The sequence below is a fragment of the Tardiphaga robiniae genome, assembly GCF_013359755.1.
Taxonomy (GTDB): Bacteria; Pseudomonadota; Alphaproteobacteria; order Rhizobiales; family Xanthobacteraceae; genus Tardiphaga; species Tardiphaga robiniae.
On the sequence record NZ_JABMCJ010000088.1, the window covers coordinates 90,032 to 111,242 of the forward strand.

The 21,211-nt window shown below is 60.8% G+C and carries 19 protein-coding genes and 1 pseudogene; 11 read left to right on the forward strand and 9 right to left on the reverse strand.

The genetic code is table 11. The features are described 5' to 3' along the window. Nucleotides 1-460: 460 nt before the first annotated feature. Nucleotides 461-1,420 (reverse strand): DUF3108 domain-containing protein, encoded by a 960-nt coding sequence (locus tag HP556_RS18730; protein ID WP_338117589.1) that lies wholly within the window; start codon nt 1,418-1,420, stop codon nt 461-463. A 372-nt stretch (nt 1,421-1,792) separates the two neighbouring features. Between HP556_RS18730 and rpmB the strand changes: the two genes are divergently transcribed. The 6 genes and pseudogenes from rpmB (at nt 1,793) to HP556_RS18755 (ending at nt 6,336) form a co-directional block, all read left to right on the forward strand. After that, nucleotides 1,793-2,095 (forward strand): 50S ribosomal protein L28, encoded by a 303-nt coding sequence (gene rpmB / locus HP556_RS18735; RefSeq protein WP_089267758.1) that lies wholly within the window; start codon nt 1,793-1,795, stop codon nt 2,093-2,095. Between the two features lie 141 nt (nt 2,096-2,236). After that, nucleotides 2,237-2,962 carry a hypothetical protein gene (locus HP556_RS18740; RefSeq protein ID WP_175368091.1) on the forward strand — a complete coding sequence of 242 codons (726 nt, stop codon included), beginning with the start codon at nt 2,237-2,239 and terminating at the stop codon, nt 2,960-2,962. Next, nucleotides 2,959-3,543: a nucleoside monophosphate kinase gene (locus HP556_RS18745; protein ID WP_175368092.1), complete on the forward strand. Its 585-nt coding sequence runs from the start codon at nt 2,959-2,961 to the stop codon at nt 3,541-3,543. The genes HP556_RS18740 and HP556_RS18745 overlap by 4 nt, the downstream gene beginning before the upstream one ends. Further along, a pseudogene (locus HP556_RS30595) lies at nt 3,521-3,919 on the forward strand (P-loop nucleotide/nucleoside kinase family protein); the annotation flags it as partial. The gene HP556_RS18745 and the pseudogene HP556_RS30595, both read left to right, overlap by 23 nt. A 171-nt stretch (nt 3,920-4,090) precedes the next feature. Next, nucleotides 4,091-5,209, forward strand: coding sequence for an adenylosuccinate synthetase (locus HP556_RS18750; RefSeq protein WP_338117590.1), 1,119 nt, complete (start codon nt 4,091-4,093; stop codon nt 5,207-5,209). An 8-nt stretch (nt 5,210-5,217) separates the two neighbouring features. Beyond that, the gene (locus HP556_RS18755; protein ID WP_175368094.1) at nt 5,218-6,336 is read left to right on the forward strand and encodes a M48 family metalloprotease; all 1,119 of its coding nucleotides are present in this window, start codon (nt 5,218-5,220) and stop codon (nt 6,334-6,336) included. Between the two features lie 691 nt (nt 6,337-7,027). On the opposite strand, the gene HP556_RS18760 is transcribed toward HP556_RS18755, so the two are convergent. From HP556_RS18760 to HP556_RS18770, 3 genes are all read right to left on the reverse strand, one after another. Beyond that, nucleotides 7,028-7,294, reverse strand: a complete 267-nt coding sequence (locus HP556_RS18760) for a hypothetical protein (RefSeq protein ID WP_210269245.1) — start codon at nt 7,292-7,294, stop codon at nt 7,028-7,030. Nucleotides 7,295-7,633: 339 nt separating this feature from the next. Continuing rightward, the gene (locus HP556_RS18765) at nt 7,634-8,287 is read right to left on the reverse strand and encodes a dihydrofolate reductase family protein (protein ID WP_175368095.1); all 654 of its coding nucleotides are present in this window, start codon (nt 8,285-8,287) and stop codon (nt 7,634-7,636) included. Nucleotides 8,288-8,347: 60 nt separating this feature from the next. Continuing rightward, complete coding sequence (locus tag HP556_RS18770; protein ID WP_120287396.1) at nt 8,348-8,791, reverse strand: SRPBCC family protein; 444 nt, start codon at nt 8,789-8,791, stop codon at nt 8,348-8,350. Between the two features lie 131 nt (nt 8,792-8,922). Here HP556_RS18770 and HP556_RS18775 point away from each other — a divergent pair, with 131 nt between their 5' ends. Beyond that, nucleotides 8,923-9,096: a DUF2283 domain-containing protein gene (locus HP556_RS18775; protein WP_338117594.1), complete on the forward strand. Its 174-nt coding sequence runs from the start codon at nt 8,923-8,925 to the stop codon at nt 9,094-9,096. 72 nt (nt 9,097-9,168) lie between these two features. Here HP556_RS18775 and HP556_RS18780 read toward each other — a convergent pair whose 3' ends face one another. Next, nucleotides 9,169-9,501: a helix-turn-helix domain-containing protein gene (locus HP556_RS18780; protein WP_338117591.1), complete on the reverse strand. Its 333-nt coding sequence runs from the start codon at nt 9,499-9,501 to the stop codon at nt 9,169-9,171. Between HP556_RS18780 and HP556_RS30625 the strand changes: the two genes are divergently transcribed. After that, complete coding sequence (locus HP556_RS30625; protein WP_439075535.1) at nt 9,485-10,492, forward strand: PepSY domain-containing protein; 1,008 nt, start codon at nt 9,485-9,487, stop codon at nt 10,490-10,492. The two genes, HP556_RS18780 and HP556_RS30625, sit on opposite strands and share 17 nt — an antisense overlap. Nucleotides 10,493-10,755: 263 nt before the next feature. Here the strand turns inward: HP556_RS30625 and HP556_RS18795 are convergent, their stop codons facing one another. Further along, on the reverse strand, nt 10,756-11,388 hold the full coding sequence (locus HP556_RS18795) for an HAD-IA family hydrolase (protein WP_175368098.1): 633 nt from the start codon (nt 11,386-11,388) through the stop codon (nt 10,756-10,758). 200 nt (nt 11,389-11,588) lie between these two features. After that, nucleotides 11,589-12,515 carry an AraC family transcriptional regulator gene (locus HP556_RS18800; protein ID WP_338117592.1) on the reverse strand — a complete coding sequence of 309 codons (927 nt, stop codon included), beginning with the start codon at nt 12,513-12,515 and terminating at the stop codon, nt 11,589-11,591. A gap of 349 nt (nt 12,516-12,864) precedes the next feature. On the opposite strand from HP556_RS18800, the gene HP556_RS18805 reads away from it, so the two are divergent. The 3 genes from HP556_RS18805 to HP556_RS18815 all read left to right on the forward strand — a co-directional run bounded on the left by HP556_RS18805 (nt 12,865) and on the right by HP556_RS18815 (nt 18,200). Beyond that, entirely contained in the window at nt 12,865-13,614 is a 750-nt protein-coding gene (locus HP556_RS18805; RefSeq protein ID WP_175368099.1) for an SDR family NAD(P)-dependent oxidoreductase, read from the forward strand. 240 nt (nt 13,615-13,854) lie between these two features. Continuing rightward, the gene (locus HP556_RS18810) at nt 13,855-15,345 is read left to right on the forward strand and encodes a sensor domain-containing diguanylate cyclase (RefSeq protein WP_175368100.1); all 1,491 of its coding nucleotides are present in this window, start codon (nt 13,855-13,857) and stop codon (nt 15,343-15,345) included. Nucleotides 15,346-15,470: 125 nt separating this feature from the next. Further along, complete coding sequence (locus tag HP556_RS18815) at nt 15,471-18,200, forward strand: bifunctional diguanylate cyclase/phosphodiesterase (protein ID WP_175368101.1); 2,730 nt, start codon at nt 15,471-15,473, stop codon at nt 18,198-18,200. Between the two features lie 4 nt (nt 18,201-18,204). Here the strand turns inward: HP556_RS18815 and HP556_RS18820 are convergent, their stop codons facing one another. Continuing rightward, a complete protein-coding gene (locus tag HP556_RS18820) occupies nt 18,205-19,257 on the reverse strand; it encodes an esterase-like activity of phytase family protein (protein WP_175368102.1) in 1,053 nt (350 codons plus the stop codon). Nucleotides 19,258-19,307: 50 nt separating this feature from the next. Next, on the reverse strand, nt 19,308-21,209 hold the full coding sequence (gene cobT, locus HP556_RS18825; RefSeq protein WP_093758161.1) for a cobaltochelatase subunit CobT: 1,902 nt from the start codon (nt 21,207-21,209) through the stop codon (nt 19,308-19,310). Nucleotides 21,210-21,211: the final 2 nt, after the last annotated feature.

Genomic DNA, 21,211 nt, shown 5'->3' on the forward strand with positions numbered 1-21,211 from the left:
TTCAGAGCCGCGCTTTTTGATGGTTTGGAACGAGTCCGGAACGAAAGCGGCCCGAATCGGTGACTCGGCACCTCCCTGGCCGCATCACCCCAACATCTCGCGCTGACATTCTCCGAGACTGACTAGATCAAGTTTGTGACAGCGCAACAAGGGCCGACAAATCCCCGAAGTTATGAACAGCGCACGGACTCCGAACCGGCTTTGAGTCAAGCCGGGATCCTGCGCAAATCCTGCGGCGCGTTTGCGACGATGCTGCGATGGCGCACTTTGTCTTGCGGCATCATTGCGGCAGCGTCCCGTCTCGGTCCCTCATGGTGAGGAGCGCGGCTTCGCGCGTCTCGAACCATGAGCTGGCGGGGCCAAGACCTGTCACCATCCTTCGAGACGCCGCGCAAGGGCGCGGCTCCTCAGGATGAGGCCGGTGTGTGGAGCCGCCTCCTTTAGAACTTGCCTCGTTCTCTCAGTTCGTCTTCGCCACGGCCTTAGCCGGCGCGGGGGTGGTGACGAATTCGGTGGCTTCCAGCATGGCGACGCCAAGCGGGGTCGGCACCACCATGCGATACGGCACCAGCACGCGGGTGCCGGCGATCGGCACCAGGGTCACTTCGATATTGCGCTGGGCGGCAAGATATTTGATGGCGGCGCGGTCGGGCACATAGCCGGCGATCGGCGTGAAATAGACGGCGCAGACGATGGCAGGCCCGCGATAGCCCTTCTCGGCCTTCACGCTTTCCATGCGCTTGTAGTCGAGCTTGAGATCGTAGCGCATGCGGCCGTCGAAGATCGACGCGCCGGTGCGGCACGAATCCGGCGTCAGCAACTCGCCGGTGCCGCCGACGCGCATCAGCGAGCCGGTCATCGGATCGATCACGTTGCGGCGATGCGCATCGGTGATCGGAATCTTCTCGGGATCGAGCGGCGGCTCCGGCTCGATGGAGAACTCCTTCACATAGCCCGGCGTGATCAGCATCTTGATCGTCTCGGACTTCTTCGCGGAGGTGGTGACGGCCTGATAATTCGACGGCACCAGCGCGCCCGCGACCACGCGGCCGGTGGACTGGCCGGAGCCCGAGCCGCCGGCAAATGCCTTCAGCAGACCGGCGGTGCCGCCACTGGCGGTCGCGGAATACTGGTCTTCATTGATGTCGATGGCCCACTGGCCCTTGCCCACCGCGATGCCGGCGAGGCTGGCTTCGTATTTGGCCTCGAGCTTGCCGCCGGCCAACACCGCCGGCGCAGGGGCCTGAACCGGCACGGCGGCCGGGGCCTGGCCTTGAGTTTGGCTTTGGATCTGGCCTTGTGCCTGCGCCGAGGCGTCCACCGGCAAAACCGGCAGCATCAGGCCCGCGGCGACGGCGAAACGCGCGCCAAAGCCCGCAAATCGCACTCTTGCAAGCGCGGCGCTCCGCGGGGTGGTCACCGGTCGGGTCACAAAGCGGGGCGTGCGAGGGCTCACTTGCTGATATCACCTGGTCGGCGATCCCCGGCCAAAGGCCCAGGGCCGCATCGCTCAATTGGGCTGGAGCGACCTGTTTCCGGCCCGAATACGTCGTTTATATGATGGGAACCGCGCCAGATTCCATGTGGTTTCCGCTCGTAGGACGGGATATACAGCCCCCGAAAGCGCAGGCTTTTGCCGGTTTTGCCGCGACTTTCGCGGGCCGGATATCTTGACGATCGCGGCCAAGCCCCCTATACGTCCGCCACTCCTGAAATGGACGTGATTTTTGACCCCCTGCCCGGCTTTGGGCTCTTCGCCTTTTAGCTGCGGGGATGACAGAGGATTTTCGCCATGTCTCGGCGCTGTGAACTGACACTGAAGGGCCCCCAGGTGGGCCACAAGGTGAGCCACTCGAACATCAAGACCAAGCGCCGGTTTCTGCCGAACCTGGTCAACGTGACCTTCCTGTCCGACGTGCTCGGCCGCGGCGTGCGCCTGCGCGTGTCGGCCAATGCCGTGAAGTCGGTCGACCACCGCGGCGGCTTCGATGCCTATCTGATCAAGGCCCGCGAGAGCGAGCTGTCGCAGAAGGCCGTGCTGCTCAAGCGCGCCATCGAAAAGAAGAAGGCCGAGACCGCAGCGGTTGCAGCCTGAGGCTGACCCGCCGCTCAGCTAGAGCGGACTGAAATTTGAAGACGGCCGGATCGCAAGATCCGGCCGTTTTGCGTTATGGAAAACCCCTGACAGCACAACCTCTTATATGCTACCCAAGGATGCATAGGGAGTAACTAATTAATGGGTACGCTTTCCGATCACGGGATACAGGACGTCCGGCATTACGCCCCCTTACATTACCTTCCATTTATCGGTCGTTCGAACTCATTGATGCGCAAGCCCTCGCTTGCCGCCGCAGGCTTCAAGAAAAGCCACTACCGATCAATGTCGAACGAACAGGACGTAGTCCGAGGTTTCGGTGACTACGCTCATCTTACGCTAGATCATGAACCTCGAATATTAAAAGCCAAGTTGGCTGCTGGCTTCCCTCACGTAGCAATCAGCGTGCCCGTTGCTGCGGTCGATGCGGTCGATAGCAGTCTATGCCGCTTTAACGTCGCCATGACCCGTAAGCTTCGTCGAGGCGAAAAGACCGGCCATGCCGAGAGCAGTAGAAACGGAAAGTATTACGCCAAGCACGAAATTCCCATTGCGAGGACCGCTGACGAAAAGCAAACGATGCTGAGCCACCCGCTAAATGCTCAGACCATGATCGAAGTGCTGATCCATGGTGACTTGCTATTACCTCCTGACACAAAAGTCCTTTGCTACTCCGAAGAAGACGCCATAGCCGCCAAGAATGTGCTGGCTTCGCTCAAAAGACCGTGGGCCATTGAGAGAATACAGCCACCGAGCCATTATCCAAGAAGCGCACTGCATAGCCAGTCTGTCACCGATTTTATCGCCAAAGCCCTGAACGATCCGTCCTGGCGGGGCAATGGGCTAGAGTTTGATAAGCTCAAATGAAGCGCTTGTTGCTACTCAGCGGCCCTATCGCGGCTGGAAAATCCACCGTCGCAACTGCGCTAGTCGAACACCATCAGTTCGAGAGAATCCGATCAGGGGACTACCTCAGAGAGATATCTAGAACAAAGGGGCTCGGCTCGAGCCGAGCGGACCTTCAATCCTTAGGCGACTCACTAGACGCCGCGACCAACTATCGTTGGATTATTGACGATGTGGCGGCAAAGATAATCGAAACTAGGCCTGAGCAAGATTCGTGGCTTTTCGACAGTGTCAGAAAGAATCAGCAAGTTACTCACTTCAAGAAGACATTCCCCAATGAGACGCTTCACATTCATTTCACTGCGTCAGATTCGATTCTCAGAGAACGTTACGAAAGCCGCATCACCCTAGGTGACGAGTACTTCGGCAACACGCCCTACGACATAGCCAGACTTCACCCCAATGAAGTTCATGCTCAGAAACTTATTGAAGTTGCCGATATCATTTTTGATCTCAGCCAAACGTCTCCCGAGAAGACGGCCGCTGAAATTCTAAAAAACTGGAATACGGGGGAAAGAAATGCGTCAAGTCGTCTTGATTAGTGGGCATATCTGCACAGGAAAATCAGATCTGGCTCGCCGCCTTAAAGAGGAATTCGGATTCCATCGAGTCCGGACTAGCGACATTCTTAGGGAAATCGCTGATCAACGCCGCCTGCCAAATGATCGCGCTTCTCTACAGGAGCTAGGCGATACTCTCGACATTGAAACAAACCACAGATGGCTCTTCGAAGCCGTCACTACTCAAGCCAGCACACTAATAAATGGGCAACCGATAATCGTAGATAGCATACGAACGAGCAGTCAGCTGGAATGCTTTCGGCACCAACATGACCTTGCTGTAGTTCACGCTCACCTTTACGCCCCAAAGGAAGAGCTTGAGAAAAGATTCGAGCTCAAGAACCAGAGGCGCCCGCAAGGTTCCCCAGAGAACTACTCAAGCGCGGACTTAATCAAGAATGAGACAGACATTTCGCAATTCAAGAGAGACGCTGACGTCAGAATAAATACTTCAAGAACTGACGGGAAAGATACGCTAGTACGCGTGGCGGCGAGGCTAGGACTCTACGCTCCATCAGACACACGATGCGTGGACGTAATCGTAGGCGGAATGTACGGAAGCGAGGGAAAAGGCCATGTAGCGGCCTATCTCGCCCGCAATTACGACTACCTTGTTCGGGTCGGCGGCCCCAACGCTGGCCACACAGTTTCAAGCGAATCTGGAATTTACACATATCATCAACTGCCGTCTGGCAGCCGTGATACCAACGCGATTCTTTTGCTCGGACCAGGAATGACCCTTCGCGTTCCAGACCTCCTCGAAGAAATAAGAGACTGCAACATCACTCCAGATCGACTGTTCATCGACCCACAGGCAATGATCATCGAAGATGAGGACATTAAAACCGAGGCTGCACTTATACAAAAGATTGCTTCAACCGGACGGGGTAGCGGCGCCGCAATGGCAAGAAGAATTTTAGGGCGCAAGCCTGGTGCTATTCGACTCGCAAAAGATGTTCCCGAGCTAGAACAATACGTTGGTGCTACAGAGCCTTATAGAGGCGCAATTGTCGCAAACCTTGAGCGAGCGTACCAAGCCGGAAGTTCTATTTTGCTTGAGGGAACACAAGGAAGCGGACTAAGTATTTATCATGGCGAACACCCGTACGTCACATCACGCGATACCAATGTTGCAGGCTGCTTAGCGGAGGCAGGCATTTCGCCTGCACGCGTCCGTCGCATCTTAATGGTGGTCAGACCGCAGCCCATCCGGGTTGGAAATCCAGATACACCAGGTGAGACATCCGGGGGCCTGAAGCACGAGATAACATTCACAGAGGTCGCCCAGCAAGCAGGGCTCGACCCGGAAACAGTAACGAAGCAAGAGCTCACATCGACAACAAAACGACCGCGTCGAGTGGGTTGGTTTGAGTGGGATCAATTTCGTAAGGCGTGCGTCCTGAACGCACCAACAGATATCATCCTAACTTTCGCTGACTACATCGACGTTGATAATCAACAAGCAAGACGCTTTGAGCAACTCAGCGAAGATACGATAAAGTTCATCGAGGAATTAGAGCGTATCTCGCAATCGCCCGTTTCGTTAATAAACACACGCTTTTCACGGGACGACGATCGAATGGTCGATTTGCGAAGTATAATTGATCGACGAAACTGGAAAACTTCGAAAAGTCTTCGTCAAATCTAGTAACGCTTATGAAAAGGAAAAATGGATCAGCTAAGGACCTCTGGTCGCAACTATATGCAAATCTTGCAAGGAGCGAGAATGCAGCGCTAGTTGATCCGGACCACAACGACTCCGATGAAATAGCAAAATTACAGAAGGCACTGAACGACGCCGGTTGGCCGGACAGCTTTGTTCAAGAAGTCATCAGCAAACAAAGGCCAATACTGGCTCATGTATCTGAGACAAACCCCGGCATAAATCCAACGATCGAACCAATTTTTGACCGCCTTTGCGACGACGTCGAAGCGGCTATGGATAGATTGAAACTCGAATCTCATGCGAGAGTTGCGCGGGGTATAGAGCCTAGAGCATGGGCATACGCCTCTAAGACCAATGTGATATTGACGGACGAAAGCATCATTACCGTCAGCGCATTCCTATTTCGGTTTTGCGGTTTAGTTGCCCGCGCATTTACTCGGACATTATTACTTGAGCCTGACTGCTGGGATGGAAAAGCATTCGACGATCGACAGATCAAAATGCACCTATCCGAGCGGGTCGATCTAATTCAGTACTGGATGAGTATATATACTTCATTCAGTCTGACCGGTACGCATGTGTTTACTGCGTTCAAACCATCACGCCCACATGAGCTAATTCTGTTTGAACAAATTGCGCGCTCCATGGAAATTTTCGTGATCGCACATGAATATGGGCACCACCACTATGCCCATGGAAAATCACTCGGTGACGATCCTCACACAGAAGAGTTTCAAGCAGATCAGTTTGCTCTTCGCATCTGCTACGAGGTAGAAAGAAACTCAACTGAATATCCCAATCCATATTTGTCATCCGGTGCGGGCGGCATCATTATGTTGATGGCGCTGGAGACTTTACGAGAGGTGGAGATTATTTTTGGAGCTGTACAATCGGGCAATATTGACACCCATCCACCGATCAACTCACGTCTCACAAAATTTAATACTGTTGCCGTACTGAAGCCTCAAGAATTTCGGTGGCTTATGAGCTACAGGATGGCGGCAAGTCGCGTGATGCGAACAGTTCATTCCGTCATAATGCCGCTTTTCAAGCAGATGCCCGAGCAGTTTGTAAAACAAGTGTCTGAATTGCGGGTACATCGCGAGTAATCTGCAAGCTTCAGAACTTACTGTTTTAGTGTTGCCCTACTCCCACAACATAGCCTCATTTCCTCCGGGAACGCAGCGCACGTGCATCGTTCTTAACCCGGTTGCGCCGCATGCGGCGCTGGCAACTCACGGCTCTTATCGCAATCTAAAGAATCGCCTCAAAGCCCTTGCGGCGGATGACATCGAGCAGGACGAGCGTCGGTCCTTTCGGGCTTTCCGTGCTGCGCTCGAACCTGGAGACATAGCCGACAGTCAGCTTCAGTTCACCCGATCTGCAGGAGTGGCGGCACCACCGAGGTGACGCATCGTGATCTTGTCGCGGGCAACGTCTGTCAGAGCACCGCCGGCGTGCATGTCGCGCGCCGTTTCCAGCAGCTCCAGGGCAGGCGGGTGTTGCGCTTTGTCGCACGTGTTGTCCCGGCTTTTTTGCCGGCCGTCATCGCACGCTTTTTCGCGCCCTTTGTTAGTCGGGTTTTTTAGCTGTCGAGGTCATCGCGAACCTCTCGTCTGATAGAGATATCACGGGATTGGTAACATTGAGCAGATGGATCGCCCGTCTGTCATGAGCCCCCTCACCGCCGCGAAGACGCGGCGACCTCTCCCCGGCGGGGAGAGGTGCGGCACCGCCCTGATGTGCACGCGAAGCCCTTTCGAAAATGAAAGACGCGGCGATATCGGTACGAGGTGGCGGTCAACGAAGTGAGCGAGCGGTTTCGGTTCGGGTTGGTGCCGTCGCGGTCGTCATTTCCGTCCGCGGTGCCAGAACTCTCAGCTGATGCAGAGACGCCGTGGAGGTTGGCGCCGCCGACTGTTCCTGGACGTTCGCAGCTCCCAGCACGCGAACCTGCACCGCCGATATCGGCAAACCCGCCGATCCATAGGTCGGCAACTCCGCAGCGAAGCCGGCGCAGCCACCCGCAATCGTGATCACGGCCGCGACGGCGATCGATAAGGTCATCTTCACTATTAATCTCCTCGTAGGATTGAACGAGGGAGCCTAGACTTCTTTTGCTGCATTGCAACAGTTCAATACCGCAATGCAACATTGCAGTTTCCGCACATCGCGCCAGCCAGCCCCGGCCTCCCGAGGCTGCCCCGGCGCGACCTGAGGTGCTTTACGAATAACGAATATTCCGATCACAGACTGCGACGAAACGCTCATCATCGATCTGGTGGTCTCGGCACTCCCCTACGCCAAACGGACCATCGGTTCCTCATGTCGTGGATCGCGCCGTTACCGAACGCCTTCGGCAGTTCGACGACATGGCATTCTGGGATCGGTTTCTGGCGCAGTTTCTCATCGCGGTGTGTGCTTTCGAGCGAATGTCATGTGTGCGACCCCGCCCGGAGAGGATGTCGTCTCGATCTCGTAGTCCTTCTCAAGACCCTCCACGCCATCCCACAGGCGCACGCCTCGGCCGAGCAGGATCGGAACCACCACGATGTGCATGTGATCGACGAGCCCGGCGGCAAGGAAGTCGCGGATCGTGGTGGGACCGCCGCCGATGCGCACGTCCTTGCCGGCCGCAGCCTCGCGGGCCGTCTCAAGGGCCTCGGCAGGCGAAGCGTCGATGAAGTGGAACACCGTGCCGCCCTCCATTTCAATCGATGCGCGCGGATGATGGGTGAGGACGAAGACCGGCGTATGGAACGGCGGGTTGGGACCCCACCAGCCTTTCCAGTCCGGATCCTCATGCCATGTGGGCGGACCGAACTTCCTGGCGCCCATGATCTCGGCGCCGATCCCGGGCGCGAACAACCGCAGGAACGCGTCGTCGATGCCCGCCGTGCCGCCGGGCTGGCCGAGCATCTGGCGACCCCATCGGGTCGCGAACATCCATTGGTGCAGCCGCTCGCCGGCGTGGCCGAACGGCGCGTCAAGGCTCTGGCCTTCGCCGGTGGCAAAACCGTCGAGCGAGACGGAGACATGTTGGACACGGGCGAGTGCCATGGCTGGCGCTCCTTCCTGCTGTTGATTGAATTTCCCCAAGCCGTTCCGGAAGCGACGGCGCTACTGGTTGATCTCGGGCTCGACGAGTTTCGTGAGCTTGCGCAGGGATTCCTGCCAGCCGAGATAGCAGGCCTCGGCCGGGATCACGTCGGGCACGCCCTGCTGCTCGATGTTCACCTCCGTGCCGACAGACACGGCCTTCAACGTCACCGTGACCTTCATCTCGCCCGGCAGGTTGGGATCATCGAAGCGGTCGGTGTAGACGAGACGCTCACCGGGAACGAGCTCCAGATAGGTCCCGCCAAAGGCGTGACTGCCGCCCGTGGTGAAGTTCCGGAATGACATCCTGTGATGGCCACCGACCTTCGCATCCAGCTCATGGACGGTGCATGTGAATCCGTAGGGTGGGAGCCAGCTCGCAATCGCGTCAGGTTCGAGGAACGCGCGATAGAGCTTCTGCGGCCTGGCGGCAATGACGCGATGCAAACGGATCGTGCTGGGCATGGGCTTCTTCCTGTGGCTCGGTTACTTCGGTTGTCGTCCGGCGGGCAGCTTCCGCCGCCCGATACATCCATGACGAACGGGCCCGCCAGGCCCCGACATCTCAGCGGAATAAAAATCCTGACAGTCTCTATATCGCGCTGAAGGATGCGCCGGGCGCCGGGAGCGGGGAAATCGTCGCAGGGCTGGTGGTCGATCTCGACGCCAACGGCGATGTGGTGGGCTTCGATATCGATCAGGCATCCGGCAAGCTCGACCTCACGCGAATCGAGACGTTCGCGCTGCCAGCGGTGAGCGCAGCAGAGTAAGCGCAAGGCCCCTCACCCGCGCGCGCGAGCGCGCGACCTCTCCCCGGCGGGGAGAGGTGAAGGAAGCCAGACCTAGAGGATCGCCTCAAAGCCCTTGCGGCGGATGACGTCGAGCAGGACGAGCGTCGGTCCTTTCGGACTTTCCGTGCCGCGCTCAAGCTTGGAGACATAGCCGACTGTCAGCTTCAGGTAGCTTGCAAACACCGCCTGGCTGAGATTGGCCTGCTCACGAAGTGCCTTGATGTTCTCGCCCGTCAATTCAGCCGGATCTGCAGGAGTGGCGGCACCACCGAGGTGACGCATCGTGATCTTGTCGCGGACAACATCCGTCAGAAGACCGCTGGTGTGCATGTCACGCGCCGTTTCCAGCAGCTCCAGGGTCAGGCGGGTGTTGCCCTTTGTCACGCGTGTTGTCCCGGCCTTTTTGCCGGCCGTCATCGCCCGCTTTTTCGCTCCCTTTGGTACTCTGTTTGTTATTTGGGTTTTCCTAGCTGTCTTTGTCATCATGCACCTCGATCAGAATTCCATCCTTGAGCGCTTGAGCGATTTTCGCATCGTCGGCGGCCAACCAGATTGCGACGATCTCGCGCAAGGTCCTGAGCTGATCGGCATCGATATTTTCCCGCTCGTTCTTGGCGAAGCCGAACAGAAAGACCGCGCGATCGGAACGGAAGCCGATCAGCATGCGAAAGCCGCTCCGTTTGCCCTGACCCGGCCTCGCGACACGCTGCTTGATGACCTGACCGCCAAGGTCAGCGTCGATCAGGCCCCGAGCTGCGCGTGCGATTGCTTCGACCAGACTGGCATCGCCGATGTTGTTTTGCCTGGTGAACTTCGCGAGCGTCTTCGTCTTGAAGATCCGCACTGTCCTGGCTCCATAAACTATAGTTTATATGACCATATTTCAAGACAAAGATTCATGACGCGCCTGAACGCCACGCATGCTACCAGAGCGTGTCTTCCCACAACATCGCCTCATTTCCCCCGGGAACGCAGTGCAGCGTGCACCGTTCTTAACCCGGTTGCGCCGCATGCGGCGCGTGGGACAGATGAGGAGATTTCGATGCAACAGATTTTGAAGAAGGCCGTGTTTTCGAAGGCCTTGCTTCCGCTGGCACTGGCGGGCGCGCTCGGTTCGGCTGCGCCGGCGTTCGCCGCCGACGTCTATATGCGGCAGCCCGCCCCGCGGGCCGCCGTGGTGGTGCCATCGGGCCCGCTGACGCTGCAGGATGCGCTGGCGATCGCGTCGGGGATCGGCGTGGTGACGGTGCAGAACACCCATTTCGACGACAACGAATGGGAGATCGAGGGCCGCGATCAATACGGCAAGTGGATTCAGGTCGACATCGATGCGCGCACCGGCGAAGTGCGCCATGTGGACCGTTCGATTATCTGATCGGGTGGGAAGTGAGCAAGCGGCGCGCGATGAGCGCGCCGTTTTGTTTTTTGTGTGTAGTGCGAGGTTGCGATTGAAGCGCGGCTGCGCGTGTTCATCGTCCCCTCTCCCCTTGCGGGAGAGGGTGGCGCGAAGCGCCGGGAGAGGGGTGCCACGGGCGACAGAGCTTGTGGCACCCCCTCTCCCTGACCCTCTCCCGCCTAGCGAAGCTTCGCTTCGCCTGGGGGAGAGGGGACACTACTGTCCGCGCGTCGCTTCGCGGCTTACCTCAGCTTCAATCCCGTCGCGGCTTCCAGCTCTGCGATCGCCTGCGCGGCTGATGTCACCTTGATCGTGGTCATGCCGAGGTCGCGCGCGGGCTTGAGGTTGACGCCGAGGTCGTCGAGATAGACGCAAGTCTTCGGATCGACCGCGAGTTTGTCGGTCATCATCGTGTAGATGCGCGGATCGGGCTTGCGCAGGCCGATCTTGGCGCTTTCGATGACGTGATCGAACAGCACCATCACCTCGGCCACATAGAGCGCGCGGCCGTCGGTGGAGCCCATCGCATTGGCCGGCAGGTTGTTGGTGATGCAGCCGGTCTTGAATGCCGCCTTGATGCGGCGGAGCGCCTCGACCATGTCGGGGCGGATCTCGCCTTTCAGCAGCTTGACCACATCGCGGCCCGGCACTTCGGCGCCGAGCGCTTTGGACTCGGCGGCGAACAGCGCGTCGAAGGTTGGGAGATCGATTTCGGCGCGCTCGAATTTCGCCCAGGCATTCTCGAAATGGTTGTCCGCATTGGTGCGGCGGATGATGTCCTTCGGCAGGCCATGGCTCTGCTCGTAATGCGCAAAGGCCTCGAAGGGCGAGGAGGTGATCACCCCGCCGAAATCAAAGATCACCGCAGAGATCATGGATGTTCCTCGGTCATGCGCCCTGTTTTGCACGGACGATGTGCCCCCTCTCCCCCGTGCGAAGCGAATCTTCGCTAGGTGGGAGAGGGCCGGGGAGAGGGGTTACGCGAACTCCGAGCGTGCGGCTACCCCTCTCCCTACGCGCCACCCTCTCCCGCCTAGCGAAGCTTCGCTTCGCCTGGGGGAGAGGGAAGAAAGAGCTACCCCGCGACGCGGGCCTCGCCTCCGAGCACCGGGCCGCGCGCACTGCCGACATCGCGGATCGGGGGCTGGCCGTAGAGCCGGGCATATTCGCGGGAGAATTGCGACGGGCTCTGATAGCCGACCGCATAGCCGGCGCTGCCGACATCAAGACGCTCCACCAGCATCAGGCGGCGCGCCTCGTGCAGGCGGAGTTGCTTCTGATACTGCATCGGCGTCATCGCGGTGACGGTCTTGAAATTGTGATGCAGCGAGGACTCGCTCATGCCAACGCGGTCGGCGAGATCCTCGATGCGGAGCGGGCTGGCATAATTGCTGCGCAGCCAGGAAATGGCCTTGGCGACCTTATTGCTCGGGCTCTCGGCCAGCGCGATCTGCCGCAGACGCGCGCCGTAAGGACCGACCAGCAGGCGATACAGCACTTCCTGTTCCAGGAGCGGCGCCATCACCGGAATGTCCTGCGGCCGGTCGAGCAGACGCAGCAGCCGCAGCGTGGCGTCGAGCAGATCGGCGGAGGACTTGGCGACGACGACGCCGCGCTCGGGGAGCTGCGGATGGGCGGGCGCATCGGCATGACCGTTGCCGAACCGGCCGAGCACCTCCTTCAACAGTTGCGGATCGATCGCAAAGCCCATGCCGAGATGCGGCTGCGCTTCCGAGGCCTCGACGATGCAGGACGACATCGGCAGATCGAGCGACACCAGCACATAATCGCCGGCGGCATAGGTGTAGGTCTCGGTGCCCAGTTGCAGCCGCTTGGCGCCCTGCGCCACGAGGCCGAAACACGGCCACTGCGCGGTATGCACGAGCTGCGTCGGCTCGGTCTGCCGCTTCAGATAGAGGCTGGCGAGGCCGGTCGGATGGTCGCTGCCATTGGCGGCGTAACGGGCAATGATGTCGGCAATCTCACGAATCGTCTCGGTCACACGCAAACCCCTCAAGCGGCAGGCCTTTTATGCCGAGGTGTATCTAGGTGCAGTGCCGTGGCGGGGAAATGGCTGCGGGATCACTTTTGCAGGATCGTGCAAAACAGATGCAGGATCGCGCTAACGCCGACGCGGCTGCATTTGCGATAACAGCACCAGCCACAGAGCAGATCGGCGAGCCGCCCGCGGGCCTCGGATCTGCCAGGCCATACGGGTATCGGGTCGAACTCCCCGCCTTGCGCGTCCAGACTGTTGTCGGGGCGCGATCACGCCCGGATCGATTCCGCCTCAAAATCTACGCACACGACTGACGATCAAGACAGACATCATCCAGATCTAAGGACATGCCATGACAAGACTGGCAGGAAAAGTTGCGCTCGTGACCGGCGCCGCGGACGGCATCGGCGCGGGCATTGCGCGGCGCTTCGGCGCGGAAGGCGCGGCAGTGATCGTGCATCACGCGGACGATCCCCGCGGCGCGGCGCGCGTGGTCGCCGAAATCGTGTGGCGCGGCGGCCGCGCCATCGCCGTGCAGGGCGACATCGCGCGCTGGCCGGACGTGCGGCGGCTCTATGAGGAAATCGCGGCGACCTTCGGCCGGCTCGATATTCTCGTCAATAACGGCGCCTTCGCGCGCAGCGAGGTGGCGGACGTGGTGTCCGAGGACGAGTTGCACCGGCAGCGCGAGCTGAAGGTGTTCGGCGCCATGCTGCTGTGCCAGGAGGCGGTGCGAATGTTCGGCGTCGCCGGCGGCAGCATCGTCAATCTCACCGCGCTCGACGGGATTCCGACAGCGCCCGCCTCAACGCCGGACCCCGGCGCGGACGCCGCCATCGATGCCATGACCCGCGGGCTGTCGCGCGCCTATGGCACGCGCAACGTCCGCGTCAGCACCATCGCGCCCGGCATGCTCGGCCCGGAGGAACCCGCCGCCATCGACGTGCTCGACGGCAGCGTGCGGAACCGGCAGTTCATCGCTTTGCCCGCTGCGCGCAACCATACAACCGAAGGCATCGCCGACATCGCCGTGGCGCTGACCTGCGACGACAGTGCTGATCGTTCCGGCCGCGACATCATGGTGGCCGGCGCCATGCGGTGATGCGGGAACCCCGCTTTCCAGGTTCCCACCGACGTTGTGGGCGTGCCTGCGCGGCACGCCCATATTTCTTTTTGCGCATTCGCCGACCAAAGCGTCTCGATTTCTTTCACATCCTATTAACCGCCCGTCACAAAACGGCGAAACGAAACTGTTGATCACCGCGTAGCTGTCAAAGAATTACCGGTTCTGATGCTATGCGTCGGTGATTGTAACGCAGTCCTTTTTGATCGACGAAAGCCAATGCTGGCCCGTAATACATCCGAGACGACCCGCCGGATCTCCCCGCGCTGGCTGCTGGCCGCTGCGGCGATCGTCGTTATCGGATTCACAGTCATCTGCGGCAGCGTGCTGATGAGTATGCGGCGCGGCGACGAGAAGCTGGCGCACCAGACGCTCGGCAACCTCGCCTCCAGCATCGATGCCGATGTCGCCCGCAATGTGGAACTCTACGACCTCTCGCTGCGCAATGTGGTCGGCAACATGACCGAGCCGGAACTGGTCGAGATCTCACGGCCGATGCGGCAACTGATCCTGTTCGACCACGCCGCCACCGCGCGCCACTTCGGCGCCATCCAGGTCACGGACGTCGCCGGCAACGTGACGCTGGATTCGTCGACGCTGGATCCGAAGCCGCAGAATTTCGCCGATGAGGAATTCTTCAAGGTCCACAAGCGCGATCCGCTGTTCGGCCTCTATATCTCCAAGCCGATGCTGCATCAGGGCAGTTACGGCATCGTGCTGAGCCGCCGCATCGCGGCGCGCGACGGAACTTTTCTAGGCATCGTCGCCGGCTTCATCCGCTACACGTATTTCCACGAGATGGTCGATCGGCTGCAGCTCGAACCCAACGACGTCATCACGGTGCTGCGGCAGGATGGCGTCATCGTCATGCGCGCGCCGTTCGACATGGACGTGATCGGCCGTGACGTCAGCAAAATGCGCGGCGTGCAGAAGGCCCTGGCCTATTTCTCCGGCTCTTATGTGGGGCGCGCCTCCAATGACGATATCGAGCGGCTATTCGTCTGGCGTGAAGGCGCGCATCCGCTGATCGTGATGGTGGGGCGGTCCACCGACGTGATCTTCGGCCAATGGCGCAAGGAAGCACTGCAGATCGGCGGCGCCATGGCCGCGCTCGGCCTGATCGCCTGCGCGCTGATGCTGATCCTGGCGCGCGAGATGGGCAAGCGCGGCGAGATGGAAGACAGGATGGCGCGCCTCGCCATGACCGACGGCCTCACCGGCCTCGCCAACCGACGTCATTTCGATGTGGTGCTGGAAAAGGAATGGCAGCGCGCCCAGCGCGCCCGCGCACCGATCTCGCTGCTGATGATCGACGCCGACCACTTCAAGGTGTTCAACGACAGTTTCGGCCATCAGGCCGGTGACCTCGTTCTGTGCGGGATCGCCTGGAGCATCGCCCGGCATGCCAAACGCGCGAGCGACTGCGCCGCGCGCTATGGCGGCGAGGAATTCGCACTGATCCTGCCGGGCCTCTCTCTGGTCGACGCCATCGAGCTCGGCGAACGAATCCGCGTCGAGGTGGGCCATCTCGAGCGCGACGGCATGACCACGACGACGATCAGCGTCGGTGCAGCGTGTCTCGTGCCGTCATCGCTGACCACGTCGAACGACCTGATCAGCAATGCCGACAGTGCGCTCTATGCCGCAAAAGCGCACGGTCGCAACCAGACATGGCCGGTCGCACCGCTGCAGAAAAGCCTTGCGGCGTAAGCAGATACCATTTGTACGGTTGTAATTAACCCGCGGTTCACCTGACTTCCTAACGCGTCTTCCACCCTTGCTCGGGTATTCCTATGCACGAGGGGTAGGGATCCATGCGGCTGCTGGGGAGGCGAATGACGAACGACGTGCGCGTTTCAGCGCCGGGCGCCGCCGAACATGGCGATGGACGCTCGACGACACGTCGTGCGCCAGTGCGCTGGCTCGTGCTCGTTGGCGCCGTGCTGATCGTCACCATTGCCGCAGGCACGGCGATGACCGTGAACAATTTCCGTCAGCGCACGATCGACAATTCCAACCGCGAACTTGAAAACACCGTGCTGCTGCTCAGCCGGCATTTCGATCAGCAGTTCCAGGATCTGCAGCGCATCCAGAAGAGCCTCACGGCTCATCTTCTCGCCAATGGCGTGATGTCGGTCCACAGCTTTGCCAGCAGTATGTCGAGCTACGAATCCCACATGATGCTGAAGTCGAAGGTGGATGATGAATTCGTCAACGACATCACCGTTCTCGATGCCGAAGGCCGTTTGGTCAACTGGACAGGAGCCTGGCCCGGACCGGATCTGGTGCTGGCCGACCGTGAATATTTCCAGAAACTCAAATCGCAGACCTTCACCCAGGACGAAGAGATCGTGCAGCCCGTCCTGAGCCGCATCACCGGCCGGTGGAAGACGCTGTTCGCACGTCGCATTACGGGACCCAAGGGCGAATTCTTCGGCATCGTGACGCGCAGCGTCGAACCGCAGCAATTCGAAAAATTCTTTGCCTCCGTCTCGCTCGGCGAAAACGGGACCATCGCAATGTTCCACCGCAATGGCACGTTGCTGGCGCGCTACCCGCAGACGCCCTCTTCGATCGGCAAGGTTTTCAATAGCGGCCCGCTGCTGCAGCATCTGCGCTTCAGCGACGCGCCCGCAACCATCCGCACCGTCAGCCCCATCGACAATATCGATCGCCTTGGCTCGATCCGCCTGCTGCAAAACTTTCCGGTCGCGCTGGTCGCAACCACGACGGTCGAGGGCACACTGGCCAACTGGCGCGACCAGACCAAATTTCTCGTGACCCTCGCGACGCTGTCGGCCCTCATCCTGGCAGGCCTGCTATATCTGATGATCCGTCACATCCAGCGGCAGAACCGTGCAGCACAGTTGCAGATGACGCTGGAGAAGAACCGCCTCGACACCGCCATCAACAACATGACACAGGGCCTGCTGCTGTTCGATGCGCAGGCGCGCGTAGTGGTTTGCAATCAGCGCTATCTTGATATGTACGGACTGTCGCGCGAGGTCATCACACCCGGCCGTACGTTCCGCGACGTGATCGCACATCGCAAGGAAACGGGCTCCTTCGCTGGCAGCGTTGACGCCTATGTGGCGGAAGTGTTGCCCGACGTCGGGCGGTCGCACATCCAGATCATGCAGACCGCCGATGGCCGCACCATCCAGATTTCGTCGCGACCGGTGGCCGATGGCGGCTGGGTCGCGACCCATGAAGACATCACCGAGCGGCGCAATGCCGAGGAGAAGATCGCGCATCTGGCGCATTACGATGCGCTGACCGACCTGCCGAACCGCACGCTGTTCCGCAACGAACTCGAACGCGAATTGAAGCGCGTCGCGCGCGGCGCGCAATGTGCGGTGCTCTATATCGACATCGACGAATTCAAGGGTATCAACGACTCGCTCGGCCATCCCGTCGGCGACGAACTGCTCAAGGGCATCGCGCTGCGGCTGCGCGGCTGCGTGCGCGGCTCCGACGTGGTGGCGCGGCTCGGCGGCGACGAATTCGCCATCGTGCAGACTGGTGTGGAGAGCCATTCCGATATCACGGATCTTGTCGGCCGCATCTATGATGCGATCCGCCAGCCATTCGATTGTCTCGGCCACAGCCTGCTCACCGACGCGTCGATCGGCATCGCGCTGGCGCCGCGCGACGGCGCAGACCTCGATACGCTGCTGAAGAACGCCGACCTTGCGATGTATGGCGCCAAGGCCGACGGCCGCCGCACTTTCCGCTTCTTCGAGCCCGAAATGGATGCGCGGGTGCAGGCCCGCCGCTCGCTGGAGCTTGAACTGCGTCACGCCGCCGGTGATGGCGGCTTCGCCAAAGGCGGCTTCGAAGTCTATTATCAACCGCTGCTGACGCTGCGCGACGACGCCATCGTCGGCTGCGAGGCTTTGTTGCGCTGGCGTCATCCCGAACGCGGCATGATCTCCCCGGCCGAGTTCATTCCGGTCGCCGAAGATATCGGCATCATCAATGAGCTCGGCGAATGGGTGATGAACACCGCCTGCGCCGAGGCTGCCAGCTGGCCCGACGACGTCCGGGTGGCGGTCAATGTCTCCCCGGTCCAGTTCCGCTGCGCGTCGCTCGCCCTGAAGGTGACCTCCGCCCTCGCCGCGTCCGGACTGCCGGCGCGGCGACTGGAGCTCGAAATTACCGAGGCCGTGCTGATCCGCGACGACGAGATCGCACTGGAAATCCTGCACGGGCTGCGCGAGATCGGCGTGCGCATTGCACTGGACGATTTTGGCACCGGCTATTCCAGCCTGAGCTATCTGCAGCGCTTCCCGTTCGACAAGATCAAGATCGACCGCTGTTTCGTGACCGATATCGCCGATGCACAGGGGTCGTCCTCGATCGTGCAGGCCGTGGTCAATATCGCGAGTTCGCGCAACATGACGACGACGGCCGAAGGTGTCGAGACGCCCCGGCAGAAGGAGCTGCTGCGCGCGCTCGGCTGCACCGAGATGCAGGGCTATCTGTTCAGCCCCGCCAAGCCCGCAGCAGAATTGCGGGATCTGTTGATCGCGCATCAGGCCAACAAGGCCGAGGCTGCGGCCTGACCGTTTATTCCACGAGCGTGAACTGCATCAGCAGGGTTCGCTGCAGCATCGAGAAATTGTCGTCCGAGATCAGCGTCAGCACCGTGTCGCCCTCCGGGGTGACATGCACATCGAGCCCTTCGAAATTGTCGATCTCGTAGCCGAGGTCCGCATCGAAGATGGTGGGACCGTCGATGACGGCGTCCGGTACGATCGATGCGAGGGGAATGCGGCGGATGCGGACGCCGGTGTCGCCGAACAGCGAGAACTTGCGTTCCAGCAGCAGCAGATCGCCGGATGGCAGCAGCGCCGCATCGCTGATGTCGTAGTTTTTGGTGCGGCGAACCGAGAAGCTCGCCGGCGCCTTGCCGCCGATGATCCAGGCCGCAATATTGCCGGCGCTGTCGAGCCCGCGCTCCGAGATCGCCAGCAGCATGCCGGCCAGCGGCGAAGACTTGAACCTGTCCTTGCGCACCATCACCAGGGCTTCGAGACTGCCATTGCTGGGCAGCTTGCGCATACCCGGCGGCTGCGGGATCGGCTCGCCCCGGGCGCGCACGCCATCGCGGCCGAAGTCGAATTTCAGGATCTGATGCACGCGTTCGAGGCCGATATAGACCGTCGGTCCGTCCACCGCGATCGACTCGGTATCGTACCAGCCGCGCGCGGTGATCGGCCTGCCGTCGGCGCCCAGCATCGGCGCCGCCTCGACATCGACAATGCCGACCATGGTATCGCCGCTATAGGCGATCTTGCCGGTGAACCAGTTGCCCTTATCGCTGATGGCGATGAAACCCTCGCCCTTGTCGTCCAGGCGAAGACCGGAGATGCCGCCGAAGTCCTTGTAGCGCGACGTCAGGACCAATCCGCTGCGATATTGCAGCGACCCGAACCGTGTATGCGTGCGATCACGCGTATCGAAAGCCGGGATCGGCCGCGCTTCGATCTCGATCGACACCGGCGCACGGGCCGATGGCGTTGCCGGCACCGGCACGGGCTGCGCACGGGCAAGCGACGGCAGCGCGGCTACTGAAGCTGCGGCAGCAAGAAAGTGACGACGTGTGAGATCAGCGGTCAAGCGATGGCCCTGGAGGATGGGTAGAGCAAAGCAAAACCCATCCTGTAAGCCTAATGCGTTCTGCGTCGCCGACCATGGGTCGGTGCCGGCCCTGCCGTTTCGCTGAACAATTCCGCCAGCTTCTCGGTGATGGCGCCGCCGAGTTCTTCGGCGTCGACGATGGTCACGGCGCGGCGATAGTAGCGCGTCACGTCATGGCCGATGCCGATGGCGATCAGTTCGACCGGCGAGCGGGTCTCGATCTCTTCGATGATGTGGCGCAGATGCCGCTCCAGATAGTTGCCGGGATTGACCGACAACGTGCTGTCATCCACCGGCGCGCCGTCGGAGATCATCATCAGGATCTTGCGCTGCTCGGGACGGCCGAGCAGCCGCTTGTGCGCCCAGTCGAGCGCCTCGCCGTCGATATTCTCCTTGAGCAGACCTTCGCGCATCATCAGGCCGAGATTCTTGCGCGCGCGGCGCCACGGCGCGTCCGCCGACTTGTAGATGATGTGACGGAGATCGTTGAGGCGGCCGGGATTGGCCGGCTTGCCGGCGCCGAGCCACGCTTCACGCGACTGCCCGCCCTTCCAGGCGCGCGTCGTGAAGCCGAGGATTTCCACCTTGACGCCGCAACGCTCCAGCGTGCGCGCGAGAATGTCGGCGCAGGTCGCAGCGACCGTGATCGGCCGGCCGCGCATCGAACCGGAATTGTCCAGCAGCAGCGTCACCACCGTATCGCGGAAGGTCGCTTCCTTCTCATGCATGAAGGATAGCGGATGATGCGGGTCGGTCACCACGCGCGACAGGCGCGCGGGGTCGAGGATGCCTTCTTCGAGGTCGAAATCCCAGGCGCGGTTCTGCTGCGCCATGAGCTTACGTTGAAGCCGATTGGCCAGACGCGCGACGACGCCCTGCAGATGCGCGAGCTGTTTGTCGAGATAGGAGCGCAGCCGCTCGAGTTCGTCGTGATCGCAGAGGTCTTCGGCTGCGATGACCTCGTCGAATTTCGGCGCGAAGGCATGATATTCCGGGCCGCGCGGCTCGTTCGCGCCGCGCGAATTCGGACGCGTGGCTTCGCCGGGCGTCTCGTCGTCGCCCATCTCACCGTCTTCGTCGAACGTGTCCGATGCAGACGCCTGCGCGCTCTCCATCGAACTGTCAGACATTTCGTCGGACGACTGCTGCGCCTGATCGGCGCTCATTTCCTGGGAGGCGTCGCTCTCCGGCGAGCCTTCGGCGCCGGCCTGATCGTTCTCGCCCTGGCGCTCGTCGTCCTCGCTCTCCTCGTCATCCGGCTCGGCATTGCGATCGTCGCCGAGCTCCAGCGCCGACAGCAGGTCATGCACGGCATCGCCGAACTTGGCCTGGTTCTCCGCGAACCGATCGAGCTGGTCGAGGCGATCGCTGATCTTGTCTTCGAGGACCGGCCGCCAGAGGTCGACCATCTTCTTCGCGGCGGCTGGCGGCGCCATGCCGGTCAGGCGCTCGCGCACCAGCATCGCCAACGCATCGGCCAGCGGCGCATCGGCGCGGTCGGTGATTTCGTCGAACTTGCCGCGATGGAAATGATCGTCGAGCATCGCCGTGAGGTTCTTGGCAACGCCGGCCATGCGGCGCGACCCGAGCGCTTCCACGCGGGCCTGCTCGACGGCTTCGAACACGCCGCGCGCCTGTGGATTGCCCGGCATCAGCTTACGATGAACCTTGGGATCGTGACAGGCGAGTTTGAGCGCGATCGAATCCGCGTGGCCGCGCACGATGGCGGCGTCGCGCTTGCTCATTTTTCGCGCGGGTTCAGGAAGACGGGCTTTGCCCGGTGAGAGACCCGGCCGCTCGGCCGCGAAGGTCACTTCAAGCTCCGGCGCTTTGGCGATGGCGCGCAAACACGACGTCACCGCGCGCTTGAACGGCTCGGTCGGCGCTTCCTTGGAGCCGGGGCGGAATTTGTTGGTGGTCGTCGTGCTCATCG

Bases quoted from the DNA above. Each gene is read 5' to 3' on its own strand.
- HP556_RS18810 (WP_175368100.1), top strand. From the start codon at position 13,855: ATGCTGGCCCGTAATACATCCGAGACGACCCGCCGGATCTCCCCGCGC.
- rpmB (WP_089267758.1), top strand. From the start codon at position 1,793: ATGTCTCGGCGCTGTGAACTGACACTGAAGGGCCCCCAGGTGGGCCAC.
- HP556_RS18805 (WP_175368099.1), top strand. From the start codon at position 12,865: ATGACAAGACTGGCAGGAAAAGTTGCGCTCGTGACCGGCGCCGCGGAC.
- HP556_RS18795 (WP_175368098.1), bottom strand. From the start codon at position 11,388: ATGATCTCTGCGGTGATCTTTGATTTCGGCGGGGTGATCACCTCCTCG.
- HP556_RS18760 (WP_210269245.1), bottom strand. From the start codon at position 7,294: ATGACCTTATCGATCGCCGTCGCGGCCGTGATCACGATTGCGGGTGGC.
- cobT (WP_093758161.1), bottom strand. From the start codon at position 21,209: ATGAGCACGACGACCACCAACAAATTCCGCCCCGGCTCCAAGGAAGCG.
- HP556_RS18755 (WP_175368094.1), top strand. From the start codon at position 5,218: ATGAAAAGGAAAAATGGATCAGCTAAGGACCTCTGGTCGCAACTATAT.
- HP556_RS18815 (WP_175368101.1), top strand. From the start codon at position 15,471: ATGACGAACGACGTGCGCGTTTCAGCGCCGGGCGCCGCCGAACATGGC.
- HP556_RS18765 (WP_175368095.1), bottom strand. From the start codon at position 8,287: ATGGCACTCGCCCGTGTCCAACATGTCTCCGTCTCGCTCGACGGTTTT.
- HP556_RS18740 (WP_175368091.1), top strand. From the start codon at position 2,237: ATGGGTACGCTTTCCGATCACGGGATACAGGACGTCCGGCATTACGCC.
- HP556_RS18745 (WP_175368092.1), top strand. From the start codon at position 2,959: ATGAAGCGCTTGTTGCTACTCAGCGGCCCTATCGCGGCTGGAAAATCC.
- HP556_RS18770 (WP_120287396.1), bottom strand. From the start codon at position 8,791: ATGCCCAGCACGATCCGTTTGCATCGCGTCATTGCCGCCAGGCCGCAG.